The organism is Clavibacter michiganensis, from assembly GCF_021216655.1.
Taxonomy (GTDB): Bacteria; Actinomycetota; Actinomycetes; order Actinomycetales; family Microbacteriaceae; genus Clavibacter; species Clavibacter michiganensis.
Window position 1 is genome coordinate 2,734,748 of sequence record NZ_CP080437.1, and the last position, 21,366, is coordinate 2,756,113.

The following is a 21,366-nucleotide window of genomic DNA, read 5'->3' on the forward strand; positions in this document are numbered from 1 at the left end:
ATCCGACCATGACCGGCACCACGACCTCCCCGCTCGTCTCCGTCTCCGGCGTCACCAAGGACTTCGGCGGCACGCGGGCGCTCCACGACGTCGACCTGACCGTCGAGCGCGGGGAGGTCGTGGTGCTCCTCGGCCTGTCCGGCTCGGGCAAGTCGACCCTCCTCCGGCACCTGGACGGCCTCGAGCTCCCGACCGCGGGCAGCGTCCGCGTCTTCGACCAGGACGTCGCATCCCTCGGCCAGCAGGACCTGCGCGCCCTGCGCGGTCGGGTGGCGATGATCTTCCAGCAGTTCGAGCTCGTGCCCTCGCTGACGGTGCTCGAGAACGTGCTCACGGGCGCGCTCGGCCGGCTCCGCGGCCCGCGCCTCGGCATCTGGACCTACCCCCGCGCCGCGCGCACCGAGGCGCTCGGCCACCTCGACCGCGTGGGCCTGCTCGAGAAGGCCTACGAGCGGGCCGACCGGCTCTCCGGCGGGCAGCAGCAGCGCGTCGCGATCGCGCGGGCGCTCATGCAGCGGCCCGAGATCCTGCTCGCCGACGAGCCCGTCGCGAGCCTCGACCCCGAGTCCAGCGAGCAGGTGATGCGCCTCATCCGCGAGATCGCCGCCGACGACGGCCTCACGGTGGTGTGCAGCCTGCACCAGGTGGACCTCGCGCTCGGCTGGGGCGACCGCATCGTCGGGCTCCGGCACGGCGAGGTCGTGCTCGACACCCCCACGCGCGGCATAGGCAAGGCCGAGGTGATGGAGATCTACGGCCGCGTGGCGTCGACGACGTCCGCGCTCGCCGCCATCGCGACCGAGCTCGGCGACGTGCTGCCGCTCGACGAGCCCGTCGGGGTGCGCTCGGCCGGTGCGCTCGGCGACCAGGGCCTCGCCCGCGGTCGGCGCGCGGACGGCACCCGGTGACTGCGGTCGCCGAGCGCCCCGGGGAGGCCCCGCCCGGCGTCCGACCCGACGTCGACGAGCGCGCACCGCGTCGGCGGCCCGACCGGCAGAAGGCGCTCGCGCTGGTCGTGGTCCTCGCCATGGTCGCCTTCGCGGTGCACGCGCTGACGACGCTCGACTTCACCTGGTCGAACGTCCTCCGCAGCGTCGGCAACGCCGCGAAGGTCTTCTCGCGCATGGACCCGATCAGCTTCCCGGCGCCCGGCGACCTCGCGTACCTGATCGGGCTCACGCTCGGGATCGTCGTGCTCGGCACGCTCGCGGCCGCGCTCGTCTCCGTGCCCGTCGCCTACGCGTCGGCGCGCAACACCACGCCGGCGCCGTGGCTGCGCGGGCTCGGCCGCACGATCGGCGTGGTGACGCGCGCGGTGCCCGACGTGGTGCTGGCCCTCGCGTTCGCGCTCGCCTTCGCCCTCGGCAGCCCGCTGCCCGGCATCCTCGCCATCGGGATCCACTCGATCGGCATGATCTCGAAGCTCTTCGCCGACGCCATCGAGCAGGTCGACGAGGGCCCGCAGCGCGCGATCCGCACCACGGGCGGCACGCGCGCGCAGGAGTTCTGGGCGGGCGTCTTCCCGCAGGTGCTGCCGTCGTGGATCGCCACGGTGCTGCACCGCTTCGACATCAACCTCCGCGGCTCCGCGATCCTCGGCTACGCCGGCGTGGGCGGGCTCGGCTACGCGATGAAGGTCGCGTTCGGCCAGTTCCCGGAGGGCTACGGCCGCGGGATCGGCATCGCGATCGTCATCTTCGCGCTGTGCGTGCTGCTGGAGGTCGTGTCGTCGTCCATCCGCCGCAGCGCGCTCGGGGTGCGACCCGCCGGGCGCGGGCTGGGCGACCGGATCGTGCGGCGCCTCACGCGCGGGCGCGCCCTGCCCGAGCGGGCCGGGAGCGCCGGCACCGCGCGCGCCGTGACCGTCGAGTCGATGCAGCGCCGGCCGTGGACGCCCGACCGGGTGCGCACCGTCGCGTGGTCGGCGCTCGCCGTGGTCGTCGTCGTGGGCGGCTACCTCATGGCCGACATCGACCTCGGCCAGATCACGTGGGAGTACGTCGGCCCCACCTTCCAGAGCTTCTGGCCGCCGAGCACCGGGTCGCACACGTTCGGCGAGTTCGCCGAGGCGCTGCTGGTGACGATCCAGGTGGCGTTCGCCGCGGCGCTGCTGTCGGTCGTGCTCGCGCTCGTCGTCGGGTCCCTCGCCGCGCGCAACGTCGCGCCGAGCCCCGCCGTGCGGAACGCCGCGCGCACCGTGCTCGTCGTGTTCCGCGGCGTGCCCGAGCTGGTGCTCGCGATCCTGCTGATCATGATCACCGGGCTCGGCAACCAAGCGGGCGTCGTGGCGCTCGCGTTCGGCGGAGTCGGGCTCCTCGGCAAGCTCATCGCCGACTCCTTCGAGGAGGTGGGCGCCGGACCCGAGCGCGCCCTCACCGCCGTCGGCGCGACCCGCGGGCAGCGCTTCCTCGCGGCCACCTGGCCCCAGGGGCTGCCGTCGCTCGTCGGGAACTCGCTCTACCTCGTGGACACGAACATCCGGGCGGCCACGATCCTCGGCATCGTCGGCGGCAGCGGGATCGGGTTCCACCTGACGAACGCCTCCTCCGTCATGACGCTGCACGGGCAGGTGACCACGCTCGTCGCGATGGTCTTCGTGAGCGTGCTCGCGGTCGAGGCGCTCGCCGCCTGGCTGCGCCGCGTGTTCCGGTGACGCCCGCCCTACCTGCCGTCGCCGTCGTCGGCCCGGGCGCGATCGGCACGTCCGTCGCCGCCGCGCTGCACGAGGCGGGGGTGCCCGTGCTCCTCTGCGGGCGCACGGCGCGCGACCGGCTCGTGCTGGTCGCCGACGACGCCACCGTCGTGGTCCCGGGGCCCGTGCGCACGGATCCGGCGGGGATCAGCGCGCCCGTCGACCTCGTGCTCCTCGCGGTGAAGGCCACGCAGGTCGAGGCGGCGGCGCCGTGGCTCCGGGCGCTGTGCCACGCGGGCACGGTGGTCGTGGTCCTGCAGAACGGGATCGAGCAGGTCGGGGACATCGCGCCGCACGTCCCGGGCTGCCCGGTCGTGCCCGCTGTGGTGTGGTTCCCCGCGGAGGCGCGGGCCGACGGGTCGGTGCTCCTCCGCGGCGACCCGCGCATCACGCTGCCCGACGTGCCGGCGTCGCGGGTCGCCGAGGACGCGCTCGCCGGCGGGCGGTGCCGGGTCGAGCTCGCGGCCGACTTCCGGACGGTGGCCTGGCGGAAGCTCGTGCAGAACGCGGTGGCGGGGATCATGGCCGCCACCGGGCGGCGGGCCGGCGTGTTCCGGCGGGACGACGTGGCGGGGCTCGCCCGGGGGTACGCGCGCGAGTGCCTCGCAGTGGCCCGGGCCGAGGGCGCCCATCTCGACGACGGGGTGGCCGACCGGATCGTCGACGACTTCCGCGCGGCCCCCGCCGACCAGGGCACCTCGATCCTCGCCGACCGGGAGGCGGGTCGGCCGCTCGAGTGGGAGGCGCGCAACGGCGTGATCCTGCGTCGGGCCCGGGCGCACGGCCTGCCCACGCCGATCGGCGACGTCCTCGTGCCGCTGCTGGCGGCCGCGAGCGACGGGCCCGGCTGAGCCTTCCGGTCGCGCGTCAGCCCTCGTACCGCTCCAGGAACGCCTCGGTCGGCAGGGCCCGGAAGTCGTCCAGGCGCGCGCGGAGGGTCGCGTGATCCCAGTCCCACCACGCGAGCCGCCGCAGGCGCTCGGCGATCTCCGGGGGCTGGCGGAAGCGGATCACGGTCGCGGGGACGCCCGCGACGATCGCGTAGTCCGGCACGTCGCGCGTGACGACCGCACCCGACGCGACGACCGCGCCGTCGCCCACGCGCACGCCCGGCTTGATCATGGCGCCGTGGCCGATCCACGTGTCGTGCCCGATGCTCGTGCGGCGGGATCGGCGGTGCTCGAAGAACTCCGCGTCGTCCTCGACGTCGTCCCAGTACATGGTGCTGCGGTACATGAAGTGGTGCAGCGTCGCCCGGTCGAGCGGGTGGTCGGTGGCGCCGACGCGCACGGCGCTCGCGATGTTGGAGAAGCGGCCCACGTCGGTGTGCGCGAAGTCGCAGAGGCGGTCGCAGTAGCTGTAGTCGCCGATCACGGTGTCGAGCAGGCGCGTGCTCGCGCCGATCTGCGTCCAGCGGCCGAGGTCGCTGCCGGACATGACGACGTCGGGGGCGATCAGGGGCTCCTCGGTGAGCTTCGTGGTCATGGGGTCTCCGTCCGTCCGCGGGGCGCGGGGTCGATGGGGTGGGGGAGCGGGGAGGCGGCCGGCGCGGAGGCGGCCAGCGCGGACGCGCGGGCCGCCCGGATGGCGCGGAGCAGGGCCTCGCCGCCCTCGGCGACCGTGCCGTGGTTCCGCACCTCGTGGTCGGCCACCCGGTCGGGCGCCGGATCCTGGCGGGCGAGCCGCCGGGCGATGTCGTCGGCGGCCTCTCGTCCGCGCTCCCGGAGCCGGGCGGCCCGCACGTCCTCGGACACCGTGATCCGCACCACGACCAGCCGCGCGTAGCGCGCCTGGAGCACGTCGAGCATGCTGCGGGAGACGTTCGCGACCACGGCGGCACCCGCGCGGACGGCGTCGTCGGCCGTGGCGGGGATCCCGTACGAGAGGCCGTGCGCGCGCCAGGTCACGGCGTAGTCGCCGCGCGCGGCCGCCGCGGCGAACTCCTCGTCGCCGACGGCGTCGAAGTCCTCGCCGGGCCCGGGCGGGCGGGTGATGGCGCGGCGGGGGAAGTGCGCGTCCGGTCCGCTGCGCGCGCGGGCCGCGGCGAGCAGCGCGTCCTTGCCGACCCCGCTCGCGCCGACGACGGCGACGAACGGGCCGGGGCCGAGGGGAACGGGAGCCGGAGCGGCGGGAGAGGCGGCGGCCGGCGAGGTGCCCGCGGAGACGGCGTCGCTCACGACACCCGCGCTCCCCGGAGGTGCACGCCGCGGACGACGGGCACGGTGCGGCCGCCGGGGTGCCGCTCGCTCGCGGGCACGACGTGGCGGTGCACGCGCACGAGGTCCGCGCGCGCGCCCACGCGGATCGACCCGCGGTCGTCGAGCCCGACGGCCCGCGCCGGGTCGCCGCTTACGAGGCGCACGCCGCGCGTGATGGGCAGGATCCCGTCGGCGTCGAGCTGCACGATCGCCTGCAGCGGGCTCGCGGGGACGTAGTCGGACGAGAGCACGTCGAGCAGCCCCAGCGCGAGCAGCTCGGCGGCCGCGACGTTGCCCGACTGGCTGCCGCCGCGCACGATGTTCGGCGCGCCCATGACGATCAGCTGCCCGTGCTCGCGGGCGGCGCGCGCGGCGACCTCGGTCGTCGGGAACTCGGAGATGCGCACCCCGAGCGCCGCGGACTCCTCGACGTGCGCGACGGTGGCGTCGTCGTGGGCCGCGAGCGTCACCCCGCGCGCGGTGGCGAGCTCGGCGATGGCGATGCGGTTGGGCGTCGAGTGCTCCGCGGCGACGTCCTGCAGCTCCTCCATGAGGGCGCCGATCCCGGCCTGGGACACCCGTCCGCGGCCCACCATGTAGCGCGAGAAGGCCTCGACGTCCGCGTACTGGCGCTGCCCGGGCGTGTGGTCCATGAGCGAGGCCAGGCGGACGGACGCGATGCGGTCGAACTCGCGGAACTCGGCGACCGTGCCCGGCGCCGCGACCTCGCAGCGCAGGTGGATGAGGTGCTCCGCGCGCAGCAGCCCGGCGGCCACGGCGTGCTCGATGGCCTCCGCGAGCGAGAGGGACAGCGTGGTGGCGTCGTCCCTGCCCTCGAGGGTGCCGATGCGGATCGCGTCGAAGACCGTGGTGACGCCGGCGCCGCTCAGCTGGGCGTCGTGCGCGAGGACCGCGGCGATCGGATCCCAGCGCGTGCCCGGCCGGGGCTGCGCGTGCGACTCGAGGTGGTCGGTGTGCAGCTCGACGAGGCCGGGGATCAGGAGGTCGCCGTCGAGGTCGTCTCCGGTGCCGCCGACCTCGCCGGCGGTGCCGGGGGAGATGTCGGCGACGAGGCCGTCGCGGATCAGGACGGATCCGTGCAGCACCTCGTCGTCGAGGACGATGCGGGCGTTGCGGAGGACGGTCTCGCGGCTCATCGGGGTCCTTCGGGGTCGGGCGCCGGGGTGGCGCGGGGGTGGAGCGGGTGCACGGAGCGCAGGCGGAAGGGGGCGCCGGGGGCGTCCTCGACCACGAGGGCGAGGGCGTCGACGGCGACCGGGCGGTCCGTGGCGTCGGCGAACCAGGCGACCAGGGCGGCCTCGGCGCGGGGGCGTGCGGCGGCCGGGATCCGGTCGGTGAGGGTCAGGTGGAATCGGAACCGGTCGAGCACGTGCGGGTAGCCCCAGGTCGCGAGCAGCTCGCGCTGCCGCGGGCTGAGGGAGGCGGGATCCCGGCGGGCGGTCTCCGCGTCGGTCGGGGGCGCGCGGAACCCGTCGAGCCGCATGACGACGTCGGCGGCGAGCGCGTCCAGCGCCGGGACCGGACCGGTCGGTACGAGCGCGAGGAAGCCGCCGAGCGAGGCGACCCGGAGGCCGGGCAGCGCGACGGGGTCACGGGAGCCCGCGAGGTCGGCGACCGCGGCCTCGAGCCCGTCGAGGTCGCGTCCGTCGGCGACGCGGAAGGGCGCCTTCAGCGTCCCGTGGAAGCCGTAGCGGCGGGCGTCGACCGTGACCGCGTCCACCTCGGCACGCGTCCAGCCGGCGGGCGCGCCGGGGGCGGGTGCGGCGGATCCGCCGACGACGGACCGCCCGAGCCACGCCTCGGCGCGCTCCCGCAGCAGGATCGCGACGGGGCCGTCCGAGCCGACGCCGGGGATGGCGTAGACCGCGACGCGGGTCATCGGGCGGCCACCGCGACGGCCGGCACGAACGCCTCCACGTCCACGGCCCGGTCGGCGACCGCGGCCCGCACCTCGGCGTCGTGGAAGATCCCGAGCATTCCGACGCCGGCGGCGCGCTTCTCGGCGATCAGCTCGACCACCACGTCGCGGTTCCTGGCGTCGAGCGACGCGGTCGGCTCGTCGAGGAGGAGCAGGGGCAGCTCCGGCAGGAACCCGCGCGCGACGTTCACGCGCTGCTGCTCGCCGCCCGAGAAGGTCGCGGGCGGCAGCGACCACAGCCGCTCCGGGATCGACAGCCGCGTGAGGATGCGCGCCGCCCGGTCGCGCGCGTCCTCCGCGTCGACCCCGCGCGCGACGAGCGGCTCGGCCACCACGTCGAGCGTGCCGACGCGCGGGACGCAGCGGAGGAACTGGCTCACGTAGCCGACCGCGTCGCGGCGGGCGGCGAGGACGGCGCGCGGCGGGGCGGTCGCCATGTCGACGTCGCCGCCCGGAGCGTGCACCACGATGCGGCCGCGGTCGGCGAGGTAGTTGCCGTAGACGAGCTTCAGGACCGTGGACTTCCCGGCCCCGGAGGCGCCGCCGAGGACGACGGCCTCGGCGCGGCCGACGACGAAGGAGAGGCCGTCCAGCACGGCGAGCCGCTGGCCGCCCTGCAGGTGCATCGTGAAGGTCTTGGCGACGTCGTCGACGGTGAGGATCGGGGCGGTCGCGGGCACGGGTCCGGGGGTGCTTCCGGTCATGGGGCGGATCATCCTTGCAGGATCGAGGAGACGAGCAGCTGGGTGTAGGCGGCCTGCGGGTCGTCGAGGACCCGGTCGGTGAGGCCGGACTCGATGACGCGGCCGTCCTTCATCACGAGCGTGCGGTGCGAGATGAGGCGGGCGACGGCGAGGTCGTGGGTGACGATCACGACCGCGAGGCCGAGCTCCGCCACGAGGCCGCGGATGAGGTCGAGCAGGCGCGCCTGCACGGAGACGTCGAGGCCGCTCGTGGGCTCGTCCATGAAGACGAGCCGCGGCGAGATGACGAGGTTCCGGGCGATCTGCAGCCGCTGCCGCATGCCGCCGGAGAACGTCGTCGGGTGGTCGTCGATGCGGTCGACGGGGATCTCCACGTGCCGTAGCCACTCGGCCGCGGTCTCGCGGATCCGCCCGTAGTGCCGCCACCCGTTCGTCATGAGCGGCTCGCCGACGTTGCCGCCCGCGCTCACGTGCATGCGCAGGCCGTCGGCGGGATCCTGGTGCACGAAGCCCCACTCGCTCCGCCACAGCCGGCGCACCGCGCTCTCGGACAGGTCGGCGAGCTCCACGACCTCGCCGTCGGCCAGCCGGTAGCGGATGCTGCCCTCGCTGAGCGCGAGCCGCTGGGAGAGGGTGCCGAGCAGGGTCGACTTCCCGGATCCCGACTCGCCCACGACCGCGAGCACCTCGCCGGGGTGCAGGTCGAGGTCGACGTCGCGGCAGCCGTAGCGGTCGCCGTAGCGGTGGGCGGCCCCGCGGACCTCGAGCAGCGGTCGGTCGTCGCTCATGCGCGCGCCTCCTCGTCGTGGGCGCGGGCGGCCTCGACCGTGCGCTCGCAGTGGTCGGTGTCGGAGCAGACGTGCATGGACGCGCCCCGGTCGTCGGTGATGACCTCGTCGAGGTACACGCCCGTGGATCCGCAGATCGCGCACGGATCCTCGAAGGACTGCGGCTCGAACGGGTGGTCCTCGAAGCCGAGGCTCTCCACGCTCGTGTACGGCGGCACCGCGTAGATCCGCTTCTCGCGGCCGGCGCCGAACAGCTGCAGCGCCGGGCTCATGTGCATCTTCGGGTTGTCGAAGCTCGGGACGGGGGACGGGGCCATGAGGTACCGGCCCGCGACCATCACGGGGTAGTCGTACGTCTTGGCGACGTGCCCGAAGCGCGCGATGTCCTCGTAGAGCTTCACGTACATCAGCCCGTACTCCTCGAGCGCGTGCAGGCGCCGGGTCTCCGTCTCGCGGGGCTCGAGGAAGCGCAGCGGCTCCGGCATGGGCACCTGGTAGACGATGACCTGGCCCTCGGCGAGCGGCGTCTCCGGGATCCGGTGCCGCGTCTGGATCACGGTGGCCTCGTCGGTGCGCGTGGTCGTGGCGACGCCGGCGACGGACGCGAAGAACTGCCGGATGGAGACGGCGTTCGTGGTGTCGTCCGCGCCCTGGTCGATGACCTTCAGCACGTCGTCCTCGCCGATCACGGCCGCCGTGACCTGCACGCCGCCCGTGCCCCAGCCGCGCGGCATGGGCACCTCGCGGCTCGCGAACGGCACCTGGAAGCCGGGGATCGCGACGGCCTTGAGGAGCGCGCGGCGGATCATGCGCTTGGTCTGCTCGTCGAGGTAGCCGAGGTTGTAGCCGATGAGGGAGGCGCTCATGCGCGGGCCCCCGCTCCGGCCGGCGCATCGGACGAGGCTTCCGGCGCCTCCTGCCGCTCGCGCCACTCGCGGGCCAGCCGACGCACGAGCACGAGCTCGGCCTGGAAGTCCACGTAGTGCGGGAGCTTGAGGTGCTCGACGAACCCGGTCGCCTGCACGTTGTCGCAGTGGCTGATCACGAACTCCTCGTCCTGCGCGGGGGCGGTCACGCGCTCGCCGAGCTCGTCGGCCCGGAGCGCCCGGTCGACGAGCGCCATCGACATCGCCTTGCGCTCGCTGCGCCCGAAGGCGAGGCCGTAGCCGCGCGTGAACTGGGCGGGCCGGTCGGCGCTGCCCGTGAACTGGTTGACCATCTGGCACTCGGTGACCTCGATCCGGCCGAGCGGCACCGCGAATCCGAGCTCGGGGGCGTCGAGCTCCACCTCGACCTCTCCCACGCGGATCTCGCCCGCGAACGGGTGCGTCGTGCCGAATCCGCGCTGCGTGGAGTAGCCGAGGCCGAGGAGGAAGCCCTCGTCGCCGCGGGCGAGGGCCTGCAGGCGCTCGGCGCGCGTCATCGGGTGCACGGTGGGCTCGCGCGTGATGTCCGCGGGCTCCTCGTCGTCCTGGCCGGGGTGCGAGTCGGGCTCGATGAGCGCGCTCTGGCCGAGGAGGTCGGCCACGCGCGGCATGGTGGCGCCCGCGTCGGCCGCACGCGAGGTCACGGCGGCCGGCTCGGCGTCGGTGAAGAGGCGGTGCGTGTAGTCGAAGGTCGCGCCGAGCTGCTGGCCGCCCGGCAGGTCCTTGAACGTCGCGGAGACGCGGCGCTGCGGCGGGAGCCCGGCGGTGTCGACCGGCAGCGTGCACCCGAAGCGCGGGAGGGTCGTGCGGTAGGAGCGGAGCAGGGTCACGGCCTCGAGCACGTCGCCCTGCGCCTGGATGAGGGCGCGCGCCGCGAGCTCCGGGTCGTGCAGGGACCCCTCCGTCATCACGCGGGACACGAGGACGCCGAGCTGGCCGGCGACCTGCCCGGCCTCGATCCGCGCGGATCCGGGGGCGCCTCGGCCCTCGGCGGCGAGCAGGGCGTGCGCGGCCGCGATCGCCTTCTCCCCGCCTTTGACGGCGACGTACATCAGGCCTCCGATCGGGGGTCGGCCGCCCGGAGGCGGGTGGTGCGGGGGAGGGCGGCGACGGATCCCGCGTCGACGAGCAGCAGGTCGACGCCGCGCGGGAAGCGCTCGCCGTTGGCCCGCCAGGCGTCGAGGAAGCCCTCGTCGGCCCAGGGGGCGTCGGCGATCGCGTGCCCGTCGATGCCGGGGCCCTCGGCCCGGATCCGCATGGTCCCGGCGGCGTCGCGGACGTCGAGGAGCGCGGTCGCGGAGCGGTGCGGCTCCTCGTCGGTGCCGGCGGCGAGCGCCGCGAGCGGGGGCAGGGACGCCGGGTCGGCGAGCACGAAGTCCGCGTCGGAGGCCGCGGTGACGAGGCGGACGCCGGTGTGGAAGGTGAGCCAGGAGGTCACCTCGTCGTCGGCCGCGCGGCGCGGGTCGAGCCACAGCGCCGACTCCTCGTCGAGCACGGTGAGGGCGACGGCGCCGAGGCCCGGGCCGAGACCGGCGGGCGCCTCGGCGGGGCCCGTGAGCGGCTGGATCCGCGTCGGGTGCGCGAGCGCGTCGAGGAGCGCGCGGAACGCGGCCTGCGCGCCGCGCGTCGCGTCGCCGAACCCAGGAGCGGGGATGCCGGGAGCGGGGATGCCGGGCGCGCGGCCCGTCGCCGCGGTCACCCGTTCTCCCGGGCGACCGTGAAGAAGTCCACGAGCGTGCTGCGGGCCTCGGCGGCGCGGACGTCGTCGGCCGCGGCGCGCGCGCGCTCGAGCGGCGCGACGACCTCGGCGAGCACACGGTCGTGCAGGCCCGCGTCGAGGAGCATCCCGTCGAACAGGGCCGCGAGGCGGGCGTGCTCGAGGTCGGATCCGAGGACGTACGAGCTGCCGAGCGCGTCCGCCGCCATGACGGGCCCGTGCAGGCGGAGCGTGGCGCGCGTGACGGTGGCCTCGCCGAGGTTGAAGCGCGCGCCGCCGGCGTCGACGCGGCCGCGCACCATGACGAGCCCGGCCTCCGGACCCCGGATGTGCTGCACGCAGGGCTTGGGCTCCCACGCGGTCCACGCGGCGTCGAGGGCCCCCACGTCGGCGGCGGAGAGGACGCGCATCCAGCGCTGCCGGGCGGCGACGTCCTCCCGTCCGGTGCTGCTGGTCGTGGTCGTCGTCATGGCCGCGATCCCTCCAAGTTGTCTGCTGATCTAGATAAGTCGAACGTAGTGGCCGAGGGGACGCGGGAACCCGCCCGCACGCGACGAGTCGGACGCGAGCAGGTGAACAGGTGGGGAACGCGGGCGGCGACCGGGCAGGCGGCGGCCCGCGGATCCGCGACGGCGACCGGATCCGGCGCCGCGACCGCCCGATAGGGTCGACGGGACATGGCGACGCAGAGCAGATCCACGAGCGGGTACTCCGCCTGGCGGCTCATCGCGGAGGAGCTGCGCGCCGAGATCCTGCAGGGCACCGTGCCCGCCGGGGCGAAGCTCTCGTCGGAGAGCGAGCTCGCCGAGCGCTTCCAGGTCCACCGCCACACCGTGCGGCAGGCCGTGGCGGCGCTCGCGACGGACGGGCTCGTCGTCTCGCGGCGCGGCAGCGGCACGTTCGTGACCGCGCACGACGTCATCGTCCACCGCATCGGCCTGCGCACGCGGCTCAGCGACAGTCTCGCCGGCCGCGGATCCGCGTCCACGGGCGAGCTGCTCGAGTGGGCCGTCGAGGATCCGCCCGCCGACGTCGCCGAGCGCCTCGCCCTCGCCGGTCGCCCCGCCCTCCGCCTCGAGACGCTGCGGCTCGTCGACGGCCGGCCCGTGGTGCGCGGCACGTCGTGGCTCGTGGAGGAGCTCGTGCCCGGCATCGTCGACCGCTACGGACCCGACGGGTCGATGACGAACGCCCTCCGCGCGGTCGGCGTCGACGACTACCTGCGCTCCGCCACCACCGTCACCGGCCGCCTCGCGACGGCGGCCGAGTCCGCGGAGCTGCAGCTGTCGTCGGGCGCGGTCGTGCTCGTGGTCCGCGCCCTCAACACGCTGCCCGACGGCACGCCGCTGCTCATCAACGTCACGCGCTTCGCGGCCGACCGCGTCGAGCTCGACGTGGAGCACAGCAGGGCCTAGGCGGCGGGCTGACCGCCGCCGCCGCGGACGTACGCTGAACGCATGCGGTCCTTCCGACGTGCGGGATCCGCACGCACCCCCGAGCCCGGCGACGGATCGATGCCCGACACCCGCGGCCCCGCGAAGGCGCCCCGCGCGAAGCTGCCCCGCGACGTGCTCGTCCTCGGCGTCATCGCGTTCTTCGTGATGGTCGGCTTCGGCGTGGTCGTGCCCGTGCTGCCCGTCTACGCCGAGAGCTTCGGGGTCGGCAGCTTCGAGGTCGGCGCGGTGATCTCCGCGTTCGCGCTCATGCGGTTCGTGATGAGCCCGTTCGTCGCGCGCCTCATCGACTGGAGCGGGGAGCGCACGGTGCTCGCGGTCGGCATCGGGATCGTCGCCGTCTCCTCGGGCCTCGCCGGTCTCGCGCAGGACTACGTGCAGCTCCTGCTCCTCCGCGGGGCGGGCGGCATCGGGTCGGCGATGTTCTCGGTGGCCGCGATGACGCTGCTGCTCGGCTCCACGGATCCGACCCGCCGCGCCCGCGCGATCGGCTTCTACCAGGGCGGCTTCCTCATCGGCGGCATGGCGGGGCCCGCGCTCGGCGCCGTGCTCGCGACCATCTCCCTGACCGCTCCCTTCTTCTTCTACGCGGCCACGCTCGCGGTCGCCAGCGTCATCGGGCTGCTGCTGCTCCGGCCGCGCACGCGCGACGTCGCCGCGACCGGCGCCGACGAGGTCGTGATCCCGTTCGGCCGCGTGCTGCGCGACCCCCGCTACCGGGCGGCGCTGCTCGCGAACCTCGGCAACGGGTGGGCGTCGATGGGCGTGCGCAGCGCGCTGATCCCGCTGCTCGTCGTGGCCGTGATCGGCGCGGATCCCTCGGCCGCCGGCATCGCGTTCGCGTGCGCCGCCGTGGTGCAGGCGCTCGCGCTCGCGCCGGCCGCGCGGTTCGTGGACACGGTCGGTCGCCGGCCCGCGATCGTCGGCGCGTACGGGGTCGCCGGGCTGCTGATGATCGCGATCCCGTTCGCGCCCGACATGGTCGTGCTCACCGTGCTGCTCTGCGTGTACGGCGCGGCGGCCTCGTTCATGGGCACCGCCCCGGCGGCCGCGGTCGGCGACGCCGCCGGCGCCCGCAGCGGCCGGCCCGTCGCGGTGTTCTCGATGGTGTCGGACCTCGGGGCCATCGTCGGCCCGCTCGTCGCCGGCTTCCTCGCGGACGCGTTCTCGTACCCGGTCGCCTTCGCGACGGGCGCCGTGCTGCTGCTCGCCGCATCCGCGTACGCGCTGCTGCGCATGCCGCGGGACGAGCGCGCGGCGGCGCCCGCCGCGAGCTGATCCGGTCGCCCCGCCCACCCTCCACAGCCGGATCCGCGGTCGGGGCGTCCGTCCTCGGACGTCATGCGCAGGATCTGCCGCGCGCTGTCCGTATCCTCGACACCGTGACGACTCCCCCGAAGAAGCCGCTTCCCCTCGAGCACGACTCCACCCGCGACGGCACGCGCGACGCCGTCGAGCCGGCGCTCCGCTCCGACGTCAGCCACCTCGGCGGCCTCCTCGGCCAGGTGCTCCGCGAGTCCGGCGGGGATGACCTGCTGCGCGACGTGGAGCGCCTGCGCGAGCTGGTCATCGACGCGTACGAGAGCGCGCGCGACGCCTCCATCGACGACGCCGAGCGGCTCGTCGCGACGTTCACGCCCGAGCGCGCGGAGCAGGTCGCCCGCGCGTTCACCTGCTACTTCCACCTCGCGAACCTCGCCGAGGAGCACCACCGCGTGCGCGTGCTCCGCGAGCGCGAGGCCGCGGCGGGCTTCGTGCCCGACTCCATCCCGGACGCGGTCGGCAAGCTCACCGAGGAGCTCGGCCGCGAGGAGGCCATGCGCCGCCTCGGCGAGATGCGCTTCCACCCGGTGCTCACGGCGCACCCCACCGAGGCGCGTCGGCGGGCGGTGGCCACGGGGATCCGCCGCATCGGCGACCTGCTCACCGAGCGCGACGGCGCCATGGCCGGCACGCTCACGGGCCAGGACGTCGACCGCCGGCTGCTCGAGGAGATCGACGGCCTGTGGCGCACCTCGCCGCTGCGCACCACGCGTCCCACCCCGCTCGACGAGGTCCGCACGGCCATGGGCGTCTTCGACCAGACCCTGTTCGAGGTCGTGCCGCGCGTCTACCGCCTGCTCGACGACTGGCTCCTGGGCGACGAGGCGGGCGTGCGCGACGCGGTCGCGCCCGCGTTCTTCCGGCTCGGCAACTGGATCGCGGCGGATCGCGACGGCAACCCCTACGTCACGGCCGCCGTCACCGAGGAGGCCGCGGGCATCGCCAGCGAGCACATCCTCCTCGGGCTGGAGCGCGTCGCCCTCCGCGTCGGCCGTTCGCTCACGCTCGGCGACGCCGACACCCCGCCGAGCGCCGAGCTGCGGGAGCTTGCCGCCGCGCAGGACGCGCTCGCGCCGCACCTCACCGCCCGCATCGGCACGCGCGCCCCGGCCGAGCTGCACCGCCGCGTGCTCCTCGTGATCGCCGGCCGCCTCTCCGCCACGCGCGAGCGCCACGACGACCCCATCGCCTACCCGTCCGCCGCCGAGCTGCTCGCCGACCTGCGCGTGCTGCAGGCGTCGCTCCGCAGCGCGGGCGCGCACCGCATCGCGGGCGGCGAGCTGCAGGGCCTCGTCTGGCAGGCGGAGACCTTCGGGTTCCACCTCGCCGAGATGGAGGTGCGCCAGCACTCGCAGGTGCACCGCGAGGCGCTCCGCGAGGTCCTCGCCGTCGCCGCGGCGGACGCGTCCGGCGACCAGGCGCCCGAGCTCGCGCCCATGACGGTCGAGGTGCTCGACGTGTTCCGCACGCTCGCGCGCCTCCAGGAGCGGCACGGCGTCGCGCCGTTCTCGCGCTTCATCGTCTCGTTCACGCAGTCGGCCGACGACATCCGCACGGTGCACGAGCTGGCCGCGCTCGCCCTCGGCTCGGCGGAGGCCGCGCCCGTCCTCGACGTCATCCCGCTGTTCGAGACGTTCGCTGACCTGAACGCGAGCACGGAGATCCTCGACGGCATGATCCGCCTGCCCCAGGTGGCGGCGCGCCTCGCGCAGACGGGCCGGAAGCTCGAGGTCATGCTCGGGTACTCCGACTCGTCGAAGGACGTCGGGCCCGTCTCCGCGACGTTCGCGCTGTTCGACGCGCAGGCGCGCATCGCCGCGTGGGCGCGCGAGAACGACATCGAGCTCACGCTCTTCCACGGCCGCGGCGGCGCCCTCGGCCGGGGTGGCGGCCCGGCCGACCGCGCCGTGCGGGCCCAGCCGCCGGGATCCGTCGACGGCCGCTTCAAGCTCACCGAGCAGGGCGAGGTGATCTTCGCCCACTACGGCGACAAGCGCATCGCCGCCCGCCACATCGAGCAGATGGCCGCCGCGACCCTGCTGGCCTCCGCGCCCTCGAACGAGGAGCGCAACGCGGTGGCCGCCGAGGGGTCCGCCGAGATGGTCCGCACGATGGACGAGGCCTCGCGCGCCCGCTTCTTCGAGCTCGTGAAGGCGCCCGGCTTCGCGCCGTGGTTCGCGCAGGTCACGCCCATGGAGGAGATCGGGCTGCTCGCGCTCGGTTCGCGGCCCGCCCGCCGCGGCCTGTCCGTCGAGTCGCTCGAGGACCTGCGGGCGATCCCGTGGGTGTTCGCGTGGACGCAGGCGCGCATCAACCTCACCGGCTGGTTCGGCCTGGGATCCGCGCTGGCCGCCGTCGGCGACGAGGCGGTGCTCCGGAAGGCCTACGAGGAGTGGCCGCTGTTCACCTCGATGATCGACAACGTCGAGATGTCGCTCGCCAAGACCGACGGCCGCCTCGCGGAGCGCTACCTCGCGCTCGGCGACCGGCCCGACCTCGCGGCGCTCGTGACCGAGGAGATGGAGCGCACGCGCGAGTGGGTGCGCAAGGCGACGGGTCGCGGCGAGATCCTCGAGGGCCGACCGGTGCTGCGCCGGGCGGTGCGCCTGCGCAGCCCGTACGTCGACGCGCTCTCGCTGCTGCAGCTGCGGGCCCTCCGGGCGCTGCGCACGTCGGCCTCCGATGCGGCGGGCCAGGGCGCTCCCGGCCAGGCCGACCCGACGGATCCGGACCACCGGCTCCTGCTCCTCACGGTCAACGGCATCGCGGCGGGGCTGCAGAACACGGGGTGATCCGGGTGCGGGTGCGGGCCGCCGCGCTCGCTCCCCCTGCGACGAGGGCCGGCCCCGCGCCCTCGAGGGCGTCTCGGCTCCGAGCCCATGGGAGCCTGCTGTGGGCGCTCTCCCCGCCGAGCGCGCTGTCATCGCGCGTCCGTCCGTCCGTCCGCCCGCCCGGGGAGGCATTGCGGGTCGGGACGCGTCGGCGCAGCAGGCTCCGACGTGTGCGGATCAGGTCCGACCGTCGGGCGTCGGCTCCCTGCGGTCGCGCGAGAGCGGGAACCGCCGGTCCAGGCGCGGACTGAGGACCACGAGGAACAGGAACAGCGACAGCAGCCATCCGGCGATCCAGTAGGCGGGGATGAGATAGATCGCGTGATTCGCGAACGCGTCCGTCTTGATGCCGACGATCACGCCGATCGTGAGCAACGCGCCGACGCCGTAGTAGAGGGCTTCGAGCCCGTCGGTGATCGTGTCGCGGCGTTCCTGCTGCCGTGCGGCGCGGGGGTCGAGGGCGGTGACGGCGCGTCCGTAGCCGCTCTCGTCGACGGTGGTGAAGAGGTCGCGCACCTGGACCTCGAGCGCCTTGGCCACGCGGGTGAGCGTGTCGAGGCTGGCGTCGTTGCCGGCTTCCAGGCGTTGCACGGTGCGGACGGTGATGCCGCTGGCCTCGGCGAGTCGCTCCTGGGTCCAGCCGCGCTGCGTGCGGAGGTCGACGATCCGTGTCTCGTTCATGGTGCCCACGCTACGCACGGGCCACCGCGCCGGCCACGACATCGACCCGACTACGGCCCGACATCCACCCGACAGGGTGCTCCCGGGCAGGCCGAGCCGAGGGATCCGGGCCATCGGCTCCTGCTGCTCACCGAAGACGGCGCCGCGCTACCCCGCCCCGACCTCCCGGCGGATCGCCGCCGCGAACCGGTCGATGTCGTCCTCGGTGGTGTCGAAGGAGCACATCCAGCGCACCTCGCGGCGGGCCGGGTCCCAGTCGTAGAAGCGGAACTCGCCGCGGAGGCGGTCGGCGACGCCCTCGGGGAGGATCGCGAAGAGGCCGTTCGCCTGCGTCTCCTGCGTGAACTCGACGCCGTCCACGCCGTCGAGCGCGGAGCGGAGGCGCGCGGCCATCCCGTTCGCGTGGCGCGCGGAGCGGAGGTAGAGCGGCACGCCGTCGACCTCGGATCCGAGCAGCGCCAGCAGCTGCGCGCTCACGAACCGCATCTTCGAGGCGAGCTGCATGTTGAGCTTGCGGAGGTAGGTGAGGCCCTCCGACGCCTCCGGGTCGAGCACCACGATCGCCTCGCCGTAGAGCAGGCCGTTCTTGGTGCCGCCAAAGCTGACGACGTCGACGCCGGCATCCGAGGTGAAGGCGCGGAACGGGGCGTCGAGCGTGGCCGCCGCGTTGGAGAGGCGCGCGCCGTCCATGTGCAGGCGCATGCCGCGCTCGTGCGCGTGGTCGGCGATCGCCCGCACCTCGGCCGGCGTGTAGACGGTGCCGAGCTCGGTGGTCTGCGTGATGCTCACGGCGAGCGGCTGCGCGCGGTGCTCGTCGCCCCAGCCCCACGCCTCGCGGTCGATGAGCTCGGGCGTGAGCTTGCCGTCGTCGGTGGGCACCTGGAGCAGCTTGATGCCGGCGACGCGCTCGGGGGCGCCGCCCTCGTCGGTGTTGATGTGCGCGGTGGTCGCGCAGACCACCGCGCCCCAGCGCGGCAGCATCGAGAGGAGGCCGGTGACGTTGGCGCCCGTGCCGTTGAAGACGGGGAACGCCTCGGCGCCGCGGCCGAAGTGCTCGCCCACGACCTCCTGGAGCCGGGCCGTGTAGGCGTCGCCGCCGTACGCGACCTGGTGCCCGCCGTTCGCGGCCGCGATGGCCTCCAGCACCTCGGGGTGGATCCCGGAGTAGTTGTCGGAGGCGAAGCCGCGGGCGGCGGTGTCGTGGAGGCGGAGGGGGGAGACAGGGGAGGCGGCGGTCACGTGTCCATCCTCGCCTACGGGCCGTGCCGCCCGTGCGCGTCCGCCTGCGCTGCGACTACGCCGGGAACCCGTGCAGCGCCACGTGCTGGAGGAGGATCACCGTCTTGCCGTCGGCGATGCGGCCGTCGGCGACCATCGCGAGCGCCTCGTCGAGCGTCACCTCGATCCGCTCGATGTCCTCGCCCTCCTCGGCGACGCCGCCGCCCGCGCCCACGACGTCGGCGGGCGCGTACGCGGCGAGGTAGTGGTGCACGCGCTCGGTCACGGATCCGGGGCTCATGAACAGGTCGAACAGGTGCGTCAGCGCGACGATCTCGACGCCGAGCTCCTCGCGGGCCTCGCGGCGGATCGCGTCCTCCGGGGAGTCCTCGTCGAGGAGCCCGGCCGCCGCCTCGACGAGCATGCCGTCGGGGTGGCCGTTGACGTAGGCGGGGTAGCGGAACTGGCGGGTGAGCAGGATCCGGTGCGTGCCGGCCGCATAGAGCAGCACGGTGGCGCCGTCGCCCCGGTCGTAGGTCTCGCGCTGCTGCTCCTGCCAGGATCCGTCGCGCAGCCGCAGGTCGAGCGTCGTCCGGCGGAGCACATGCCAGCCGTCGGAGGTGACCTCCACGCGCTTTACGACCACGTCGGGGTTCCGGTCGAGGTCCGTCCCGCGTAGGTGGAGGCCGGTGCGGCCCCGCGAGTCGGGCACGGTCTCACCGGGGCGCGTCATGCCGCCATCCTCGCGGGGCGCGAGGCGGCGGCGCGTCCGTCCGACGGCGGATCCGCGGGGCGGACGACGTCGTTCAGGCGCGCCCCTGCAGGATCAGGTTCCAGTACACCCACGGCAGCACGTACCGGTCGGCGAGGAACGTGATGCGGCGCTCCTTCGCGAGGCCCTTCCAGCCGGGGATCGTGGGCTTCGGGCGGTAGCGGTCGTCGAACTCGGCGAACACGACGGTGGAGCGCGAGACCACGAACGGGCACACCGAGTACCCGTCGTACGTCTGCGGCAGCGGCTTCCCCTTGAGCGCCGCGACGAGGTTCTTCGCGACCGTCGTGGTCTGCTGGCGGAGCGCGCCGCCGGACTTCGAGTTGGTGGTGGCGGCCGCGTCGCCGAGCGCCCACACGTCGGGGAAGCGCGGGTGGCGAAGGGTGAGCGGATCCACCTCGACGAAGCCGCCCGCGTCGCCCGGCGCCGTGAGGCCCGTGCCGGCCAGCCAGTCGGGCGCCGACTGCGGCGGCACCGCGTGCAGCACGTCGTAGCGGAGCGTCTCGCGATCGGCGTCGGCGAGGCCCTGCTGCGCCGCGTGGTCGGGCCCGAGGAGCGCGCGGGCGCGGTCGACGACGGCGATCTCCACGGTGCGGGCGACCGGATCCACGCCCACGAGCTCGCGCCCGTACCGCACCTCGATGCCGTACTCGGCGACCTTGCGCTCGAGCTCGGCGTCGACGAGCGGCATGCCGAACATGGTGGGCGTCGGCACGACCAGCACCACGCGGATGTCGTCGAGCACGCCGATGGTGCGCCAGTGGTCGCACGCGAGGTACATGGGCTTCTGCGCCGCGCCCGAGCAGGTGCCGGGGCCGTCGGGCTGCGTGAAGACGACCGTGCCGGAGCGCACGTCCCGCAGCACCTGCGAGGCCTTGCGCGCGTAGTGATGCTCGTAGTTCGAGATGCCGACGGGCGAGTCCATCGCCTCGGCGAGGCCGGGCACCCGGTCCCAGTCCTTCTGGATGCCGGGGCACACGATGAGGTCGCCGTAGGAGAGGCGCGCGCCGGACTCGAGCGTCACCGTCTTCGCGACCGGGTCGATGCCGGCGACGCGGTCCCGGATCCATGTGACGCCCTTCGGCGTGACGGATCCCTGCGGCCGGGTGGCCTGCGACGCCCGCGCGGTGCCGCCCGCGACGTGCGAGAACATCGGCTGGTAGTAGTGCGTGTCGCGCGGCTCGATGACCGCCACGTCGTCGACGCCGTACCGCCGGAGCCGGCCCGCGACCGACAGGCCGGCGTTCCCCCCGCCGATGACGAGGACGTCGTGGTGCGGGGTCGTGCCGGGGGCATCGGTCATGGGCTCAACCTAGGCCGGGTGCGCGGCATCCGTCCGGCCGTCGTCCGGCCGCCCGGCGGCGCGCACCACGGGATCCGTGCCCTGGGCGGGCTCGCGCCCTGGGCGGGCTCGCGCCCTGGCCGGGCTCGCCCCTGGCCGGAAAGCGCATGCCGGATGCCGCCAGGTGGCCGCCCAGCGAAGCCCGGCCGCTCCCGCCTGGAGGAATGCTGGACGTGCGGGACGAGCCGGGTGCCCGGCCCGTCTCCTTGACGTGCCGGTCATCCAGCCGGCACCGCGATCCCCGACGGGAGCGCGCCCCATCCACCACAGGAGCACCACATGACCGACGTCACCCCCGCCACCGCATCCAGCCGCGCCGCCGCGAAGCACACGCCCGCCGACTCAGCCGCGGGCAAGAACACGATCGCCGACGGCGTCGTCGAGAAGGTCGCCGGCATCGCCGCGCGCCAGGTGCCCGGCGTGCACGACCTCGGCAACGGCGCGGCCCGTGCCGTCGGCGCGATCCGCAACGTCATCGGCCAGCAGGACCGCGGCCAGGGCATCTCCGTCGAGGTCGGCGAGAAGCAGGTCGCCGCGGACATCGTCGTCGTCGCCGAGTACCCCGTCGCGCTGCAGGACCTCGCCGACCGGATCCGCGAGTCCGTCACCGACGCGATCTCGCAGGTAGTCGGCATGGACGTCACCGAGGTCAACGTCACCGTCTCCGACGTGCACATCCCGTCGGACGACAAGGACGACGACGACTCGAAGAGCCGCGTCCAGTAGCACCGCCCGCGGACGGGACCGGGCACGCCCGGTCCCGTCGCCGCGTTCGGGCGTC

Annotated in this window: 21 protein-coding genes; 7 read left to right on the forward strand and 14 right to left on the reverse strand. The window is 74.8% G+C overall.

Features of this window, described 5'->3' with window-relative positions; translation table 11 throughout:
- The first annotated feature begins 8 nt into the window (after window positions 1-8).
- The 3 genes from phnC to K0V08_RS12910 are packed head-to-tail and all read left to right on the forward strand — an operon-like array spanning window position 9 to window position 3,543.
- Window positions 9-908: a phosphonate ABC transporter ATP-binding protein gene (phnC, locus tag K0V08_RS12900; RefSeq protein WP_011931588.1), complete on the forward strand. Its 900-nt coding sequence runs from the start codon at window positions 9-11 to the stop codon at window positions 906-908.
- Window positions 905-2,653 (forward strand): PhnE/PtxC family ABC transporter permease, encoded by a 1,749-nt coding sequence (locus K0V08_RS12905; protein ID WP_079531228.1) that lies wholly within the window; start codon window positions 905-907, stop codon window positions 2,651-2,653. Before phnC ends, K0V08_RS12905 begins: the two co-directional genes overlap by 4 nt.
- On the forward strand, window positions 2,650-3,543 hold the full coding sequence (locus K0V08_RS12910; RefSeq protein ID WP_079531231.1) for an oxidoreductase: 894 nt from the start codon (window positions 2,650-2,652) through the stop codon (window positions 3,541-3,543). Before K0V08_RS12905 ends, K0V08_RS12910 begins: the two co-directional genes overlap by 4 nt.
- A 16-nt stretch (window positions 3,544-3,559) precedes the next feature.
- On the opposite strand, the gene K0V08_RS12915 is transcribed toward K0V08_RS12910, so the two are convergent.
- From K0V08_RS12915 to phnG, 10 genes are read right to left on the reverse strand one after another with little or no spacing between them, the layout of a single operon-like run.
- Window positions 3,560-4,177 (reverse strand): DapH/DapD/GlmU-related protein, encoded by a 618-nt coding sequence (locus K0V08_RS12915; protein WP_011931591.1) that lies wholly within the window; start codon window positions 4,175-4,177, stop codon window positions 3,560-3,562.
- On the reverse strand, window positions 4,174-4,869 hold the full coding sequence (gene phnN / locus K0V08_RS12920) for a phosphonate metabolism protein/1,5-bisphosphokinase (PRPP-forming) PhnN (protein ID WP_079531233.1): 696 nt from the start codon (window positions 4,867-4,869) through the stop codon (window positions 4,174-4,176). Before phnN ends, K0V08_RS12915 begins: the two co-directional genes overlap by 4 nt.
- The gene (locus K0V08_RS12925) at window positions 4,866-6,047 is read right to left on the reverse strand and encodes an alpha-D-ribose 1-methylphosphonate 5-triphosphate diphosphatase (protein WP_079531236.1); all 1,182 of its coding nucleotides are present in this window, start codon (window positions 6,045-6,047) and stop codon (window positions 4,866-4,868) included. Before K0V08_RS12925 ends, phnN begins: the two co-directional genes overlap by 4 nt.
- Window positions 6,044-6,790: a DUF1045 domain-containing protein gene (locus K0V08_RS12930; RefSeq protein WP_079531239.1), complete on the reverse strand. Its 747-nt coding sequence runs from the start codon at window positions 6,788-6,790 to the stop codon at window positions 6,044-6,046. Before K0V08_RS12930 ends, K0V08_RS12925 begins: the two co-directional genes overlap by 4 nt.
- Entirely contained in the window at window positions 6,787-7,533 is a 747-nt protein-coding gene (phnL, locus tag K0V08_RS12935) for a phosphonate C-P lyase system protein PhnL (protein ID WP_169716118.1), read from the reverse strand. Before phnL ends, K0V08_RS12930 begins: the two co-directional genes overlap by 4 nt.
- Before the next feature lie 8 nt (window positions 7,534-7,541).
- Complete coding sequence (gene phnK, locus K0V08_RS12940; protein ID WP_079531244.1) at window positions 7,542-8,321, reverse strand: phosphonate C-P lyase system protein PhnK; 780 nt, start codon at window positions 8,319-8,321, stop codon at window positions 7,542-7,544.
- Window positions 8,318-9,187 (reverse strand): alpha-D-ribose 1-methylphosphonate 5-phosphate C-P-lyase PhnJ, encoded by an 870-nt coding sequence (locus tag K0V08_RS12945; protein WP_011931597.1) that lies wholly within the window; start codon window positions 9,185-9,187, stop codon window positions 8,318-8,320. The genes phnK and K0V08_RS12945 overlap by 4 nt, the downstream gene beginning before the upstream one ends.
- The gene (locus K0V08_RS12950; RefSeq protein ID WP_011931598.1) at window positions 9,184-10,299 is read right to left on the reverse strand and encodes a carbon-phosphorus lyase complex subunit; all 1,116 of its coding nucleotides are present in this window, start codon (window positions 10,297-10,299) and stop codon (window positions 9,184-9,186) included. The genes K0V08_RS12945 and K0V08_RS12950 overlap by 4 nt, the downstream gene beginning before the upstream one ends.
- Window positions 10,299-10,946, reverse strand: coding sequence for a phosphonate C-P lyase system protein PhnH (gene phnH / locus K0V08_RS12955; protein WP_011931599.1), 648 nt, complete (start codon window positions 10,944-10,946; stop codon window positions 10,299-10,301). The genes K0V08_RS12950 and phnH overlap by 1 nt, the downstream gene beginning before the upstream one ends.
- Window positions 10,943-11,434 carry a phosphonate C-P lyase system protein PhnG gene (gene phnG / locus K0V08_RS12960; protein WP_079531246.1) on the reverse strand — a complete coding sequence of 164 codons (492 nt, stop codon included), beginning with the start codon at window positions 11,432-11,434 and terminating at the stop codon, window positions 10,943-10,945. The genes phnH and phnG overlap by 4 nt, the downstream gene beginning before the upstream one ends.
- Before the next feature lie 207 nt (window positions 11,435-11,641).
- Between phnG and phnF the strand changes: the two genes are divergently transcribed.
- From phnF to K0V08_RS12975, 3 genes are all read left to right on the forward strand, one after another.
- Window positions 11,642-12,379 carry a phosphonate metabolism transcriptional regulator PhnF gene (phnF, locus tag K0V08_RS12965; protein ID WP_011931601.1) on the forward strand — a complete coding sequence of 246 codons (738 nt, stop codon included), beginning with the start codon at window positions 11,642-11,644 and terminating at the stop codon, window positions 12,377-12,379.
- Window positions 12,380-12,421: 42 nt separating this feature from the next.
- On the forward strand, window positions 12,422-13,696 hold the full coding sequence (locus K0V08_RS12970; protein ID WP_227324960.1) for an MFS transporter: 1,275 nt from the start codon (window positions 12,422-12,424) through the stop codon (window positions 13,694-13,696).
- Between the two features lie 104 nt (window positions 13,697-13,800).
- On the forward strand, window positions 13,801-16,533 hold the full coding sequence (locus K0V08_RS12975; RefSeq protein WP_079531249.1) for a phosphoenolpyruvate carboxylase: 2,733 nt from the start codon (window positions 13,801-13,803) through the stop codon (window positions 16,531-16,533).
- A gap of 216 nt (window positions 16,534-16,749) precedes the next feature.
- Here the strand turns inward: K0V08_RS12975 and K0V08_RS12980 are convergent, their stop codons facing one another.
- The 4 genes from K0V08_RS12980 to K0V08_RS12995 all read right to left on the reverse strand — a co-directional run bounded on the left by K0V08_RS12980 (window position 16,750) and on the right by K0V08_RS12995 (window position 20,546).
- Entirely contained in the window at window positions 16,750-17,253 is a 504-nt protein-coding gene (locus K0V08_RS12980) for a helix-turn-helix domain-containing protein (protein WP_079533612.1), read from the reverse strand.
- A 147-nt stretch (window positions 17,254-17,400) separates the two neighbouring features.
- Window positions 17,401-18,492: a threonine aldolase family protein gene (locus K0V08_RS12985; RefSeq protein ID WP_079531252.1), complete on the reverse strand. Its 1,092-nt coding sequence runs from the start codon at window positions 18,490-18,492 to the stop codon at window positions 17,401-17,403.
- Between the two features lie 55 nt (window positions 18,493-18,547).
- Window positions 18,548-19,204 (reverse strand): NUDIX domain-containing protein, encoded by a 657-nt coding sequence (locus K0V08_RS12990; protein WP_079531255.1) that lies wholly within the window; start codon window positions 19,202-19,204, stop codon window positions 18,548-18,550.
- Window positions 19,205-19,277: 73 nt separating this feature from the next.
- Complete coding sequence (locus tag K0V08_RS12995; RefSeq protein ID WP_079531258.1) at window positions 19,278-20,546, reverse strand: NAD(P)/FAD-dependent oxidoreductase; 1,269 nt, start codon at window positions 20,544-20,546, stop codon at window positions 19,278-19,280.
- 318 nt (window positions 20,547-20,864) lie between these two features.
- On the opposite strand from K0V08_RS12995, the gene K0V08_RS13000 reads away from it, so the two are divergent.
- Window positions 20,865-21,311, forward strand: a complete 447-nt coding sequence (locus K0V08_RS13000; protein WP_011931608.1) for an Asp23/Gls24 family envelope stress response protein — start codon at window positions 20,865-20,867, stop codon at window positions 21,309-21,311.
- Window positions 21,312-21,366: the final 55 nt, after the last annotated feature.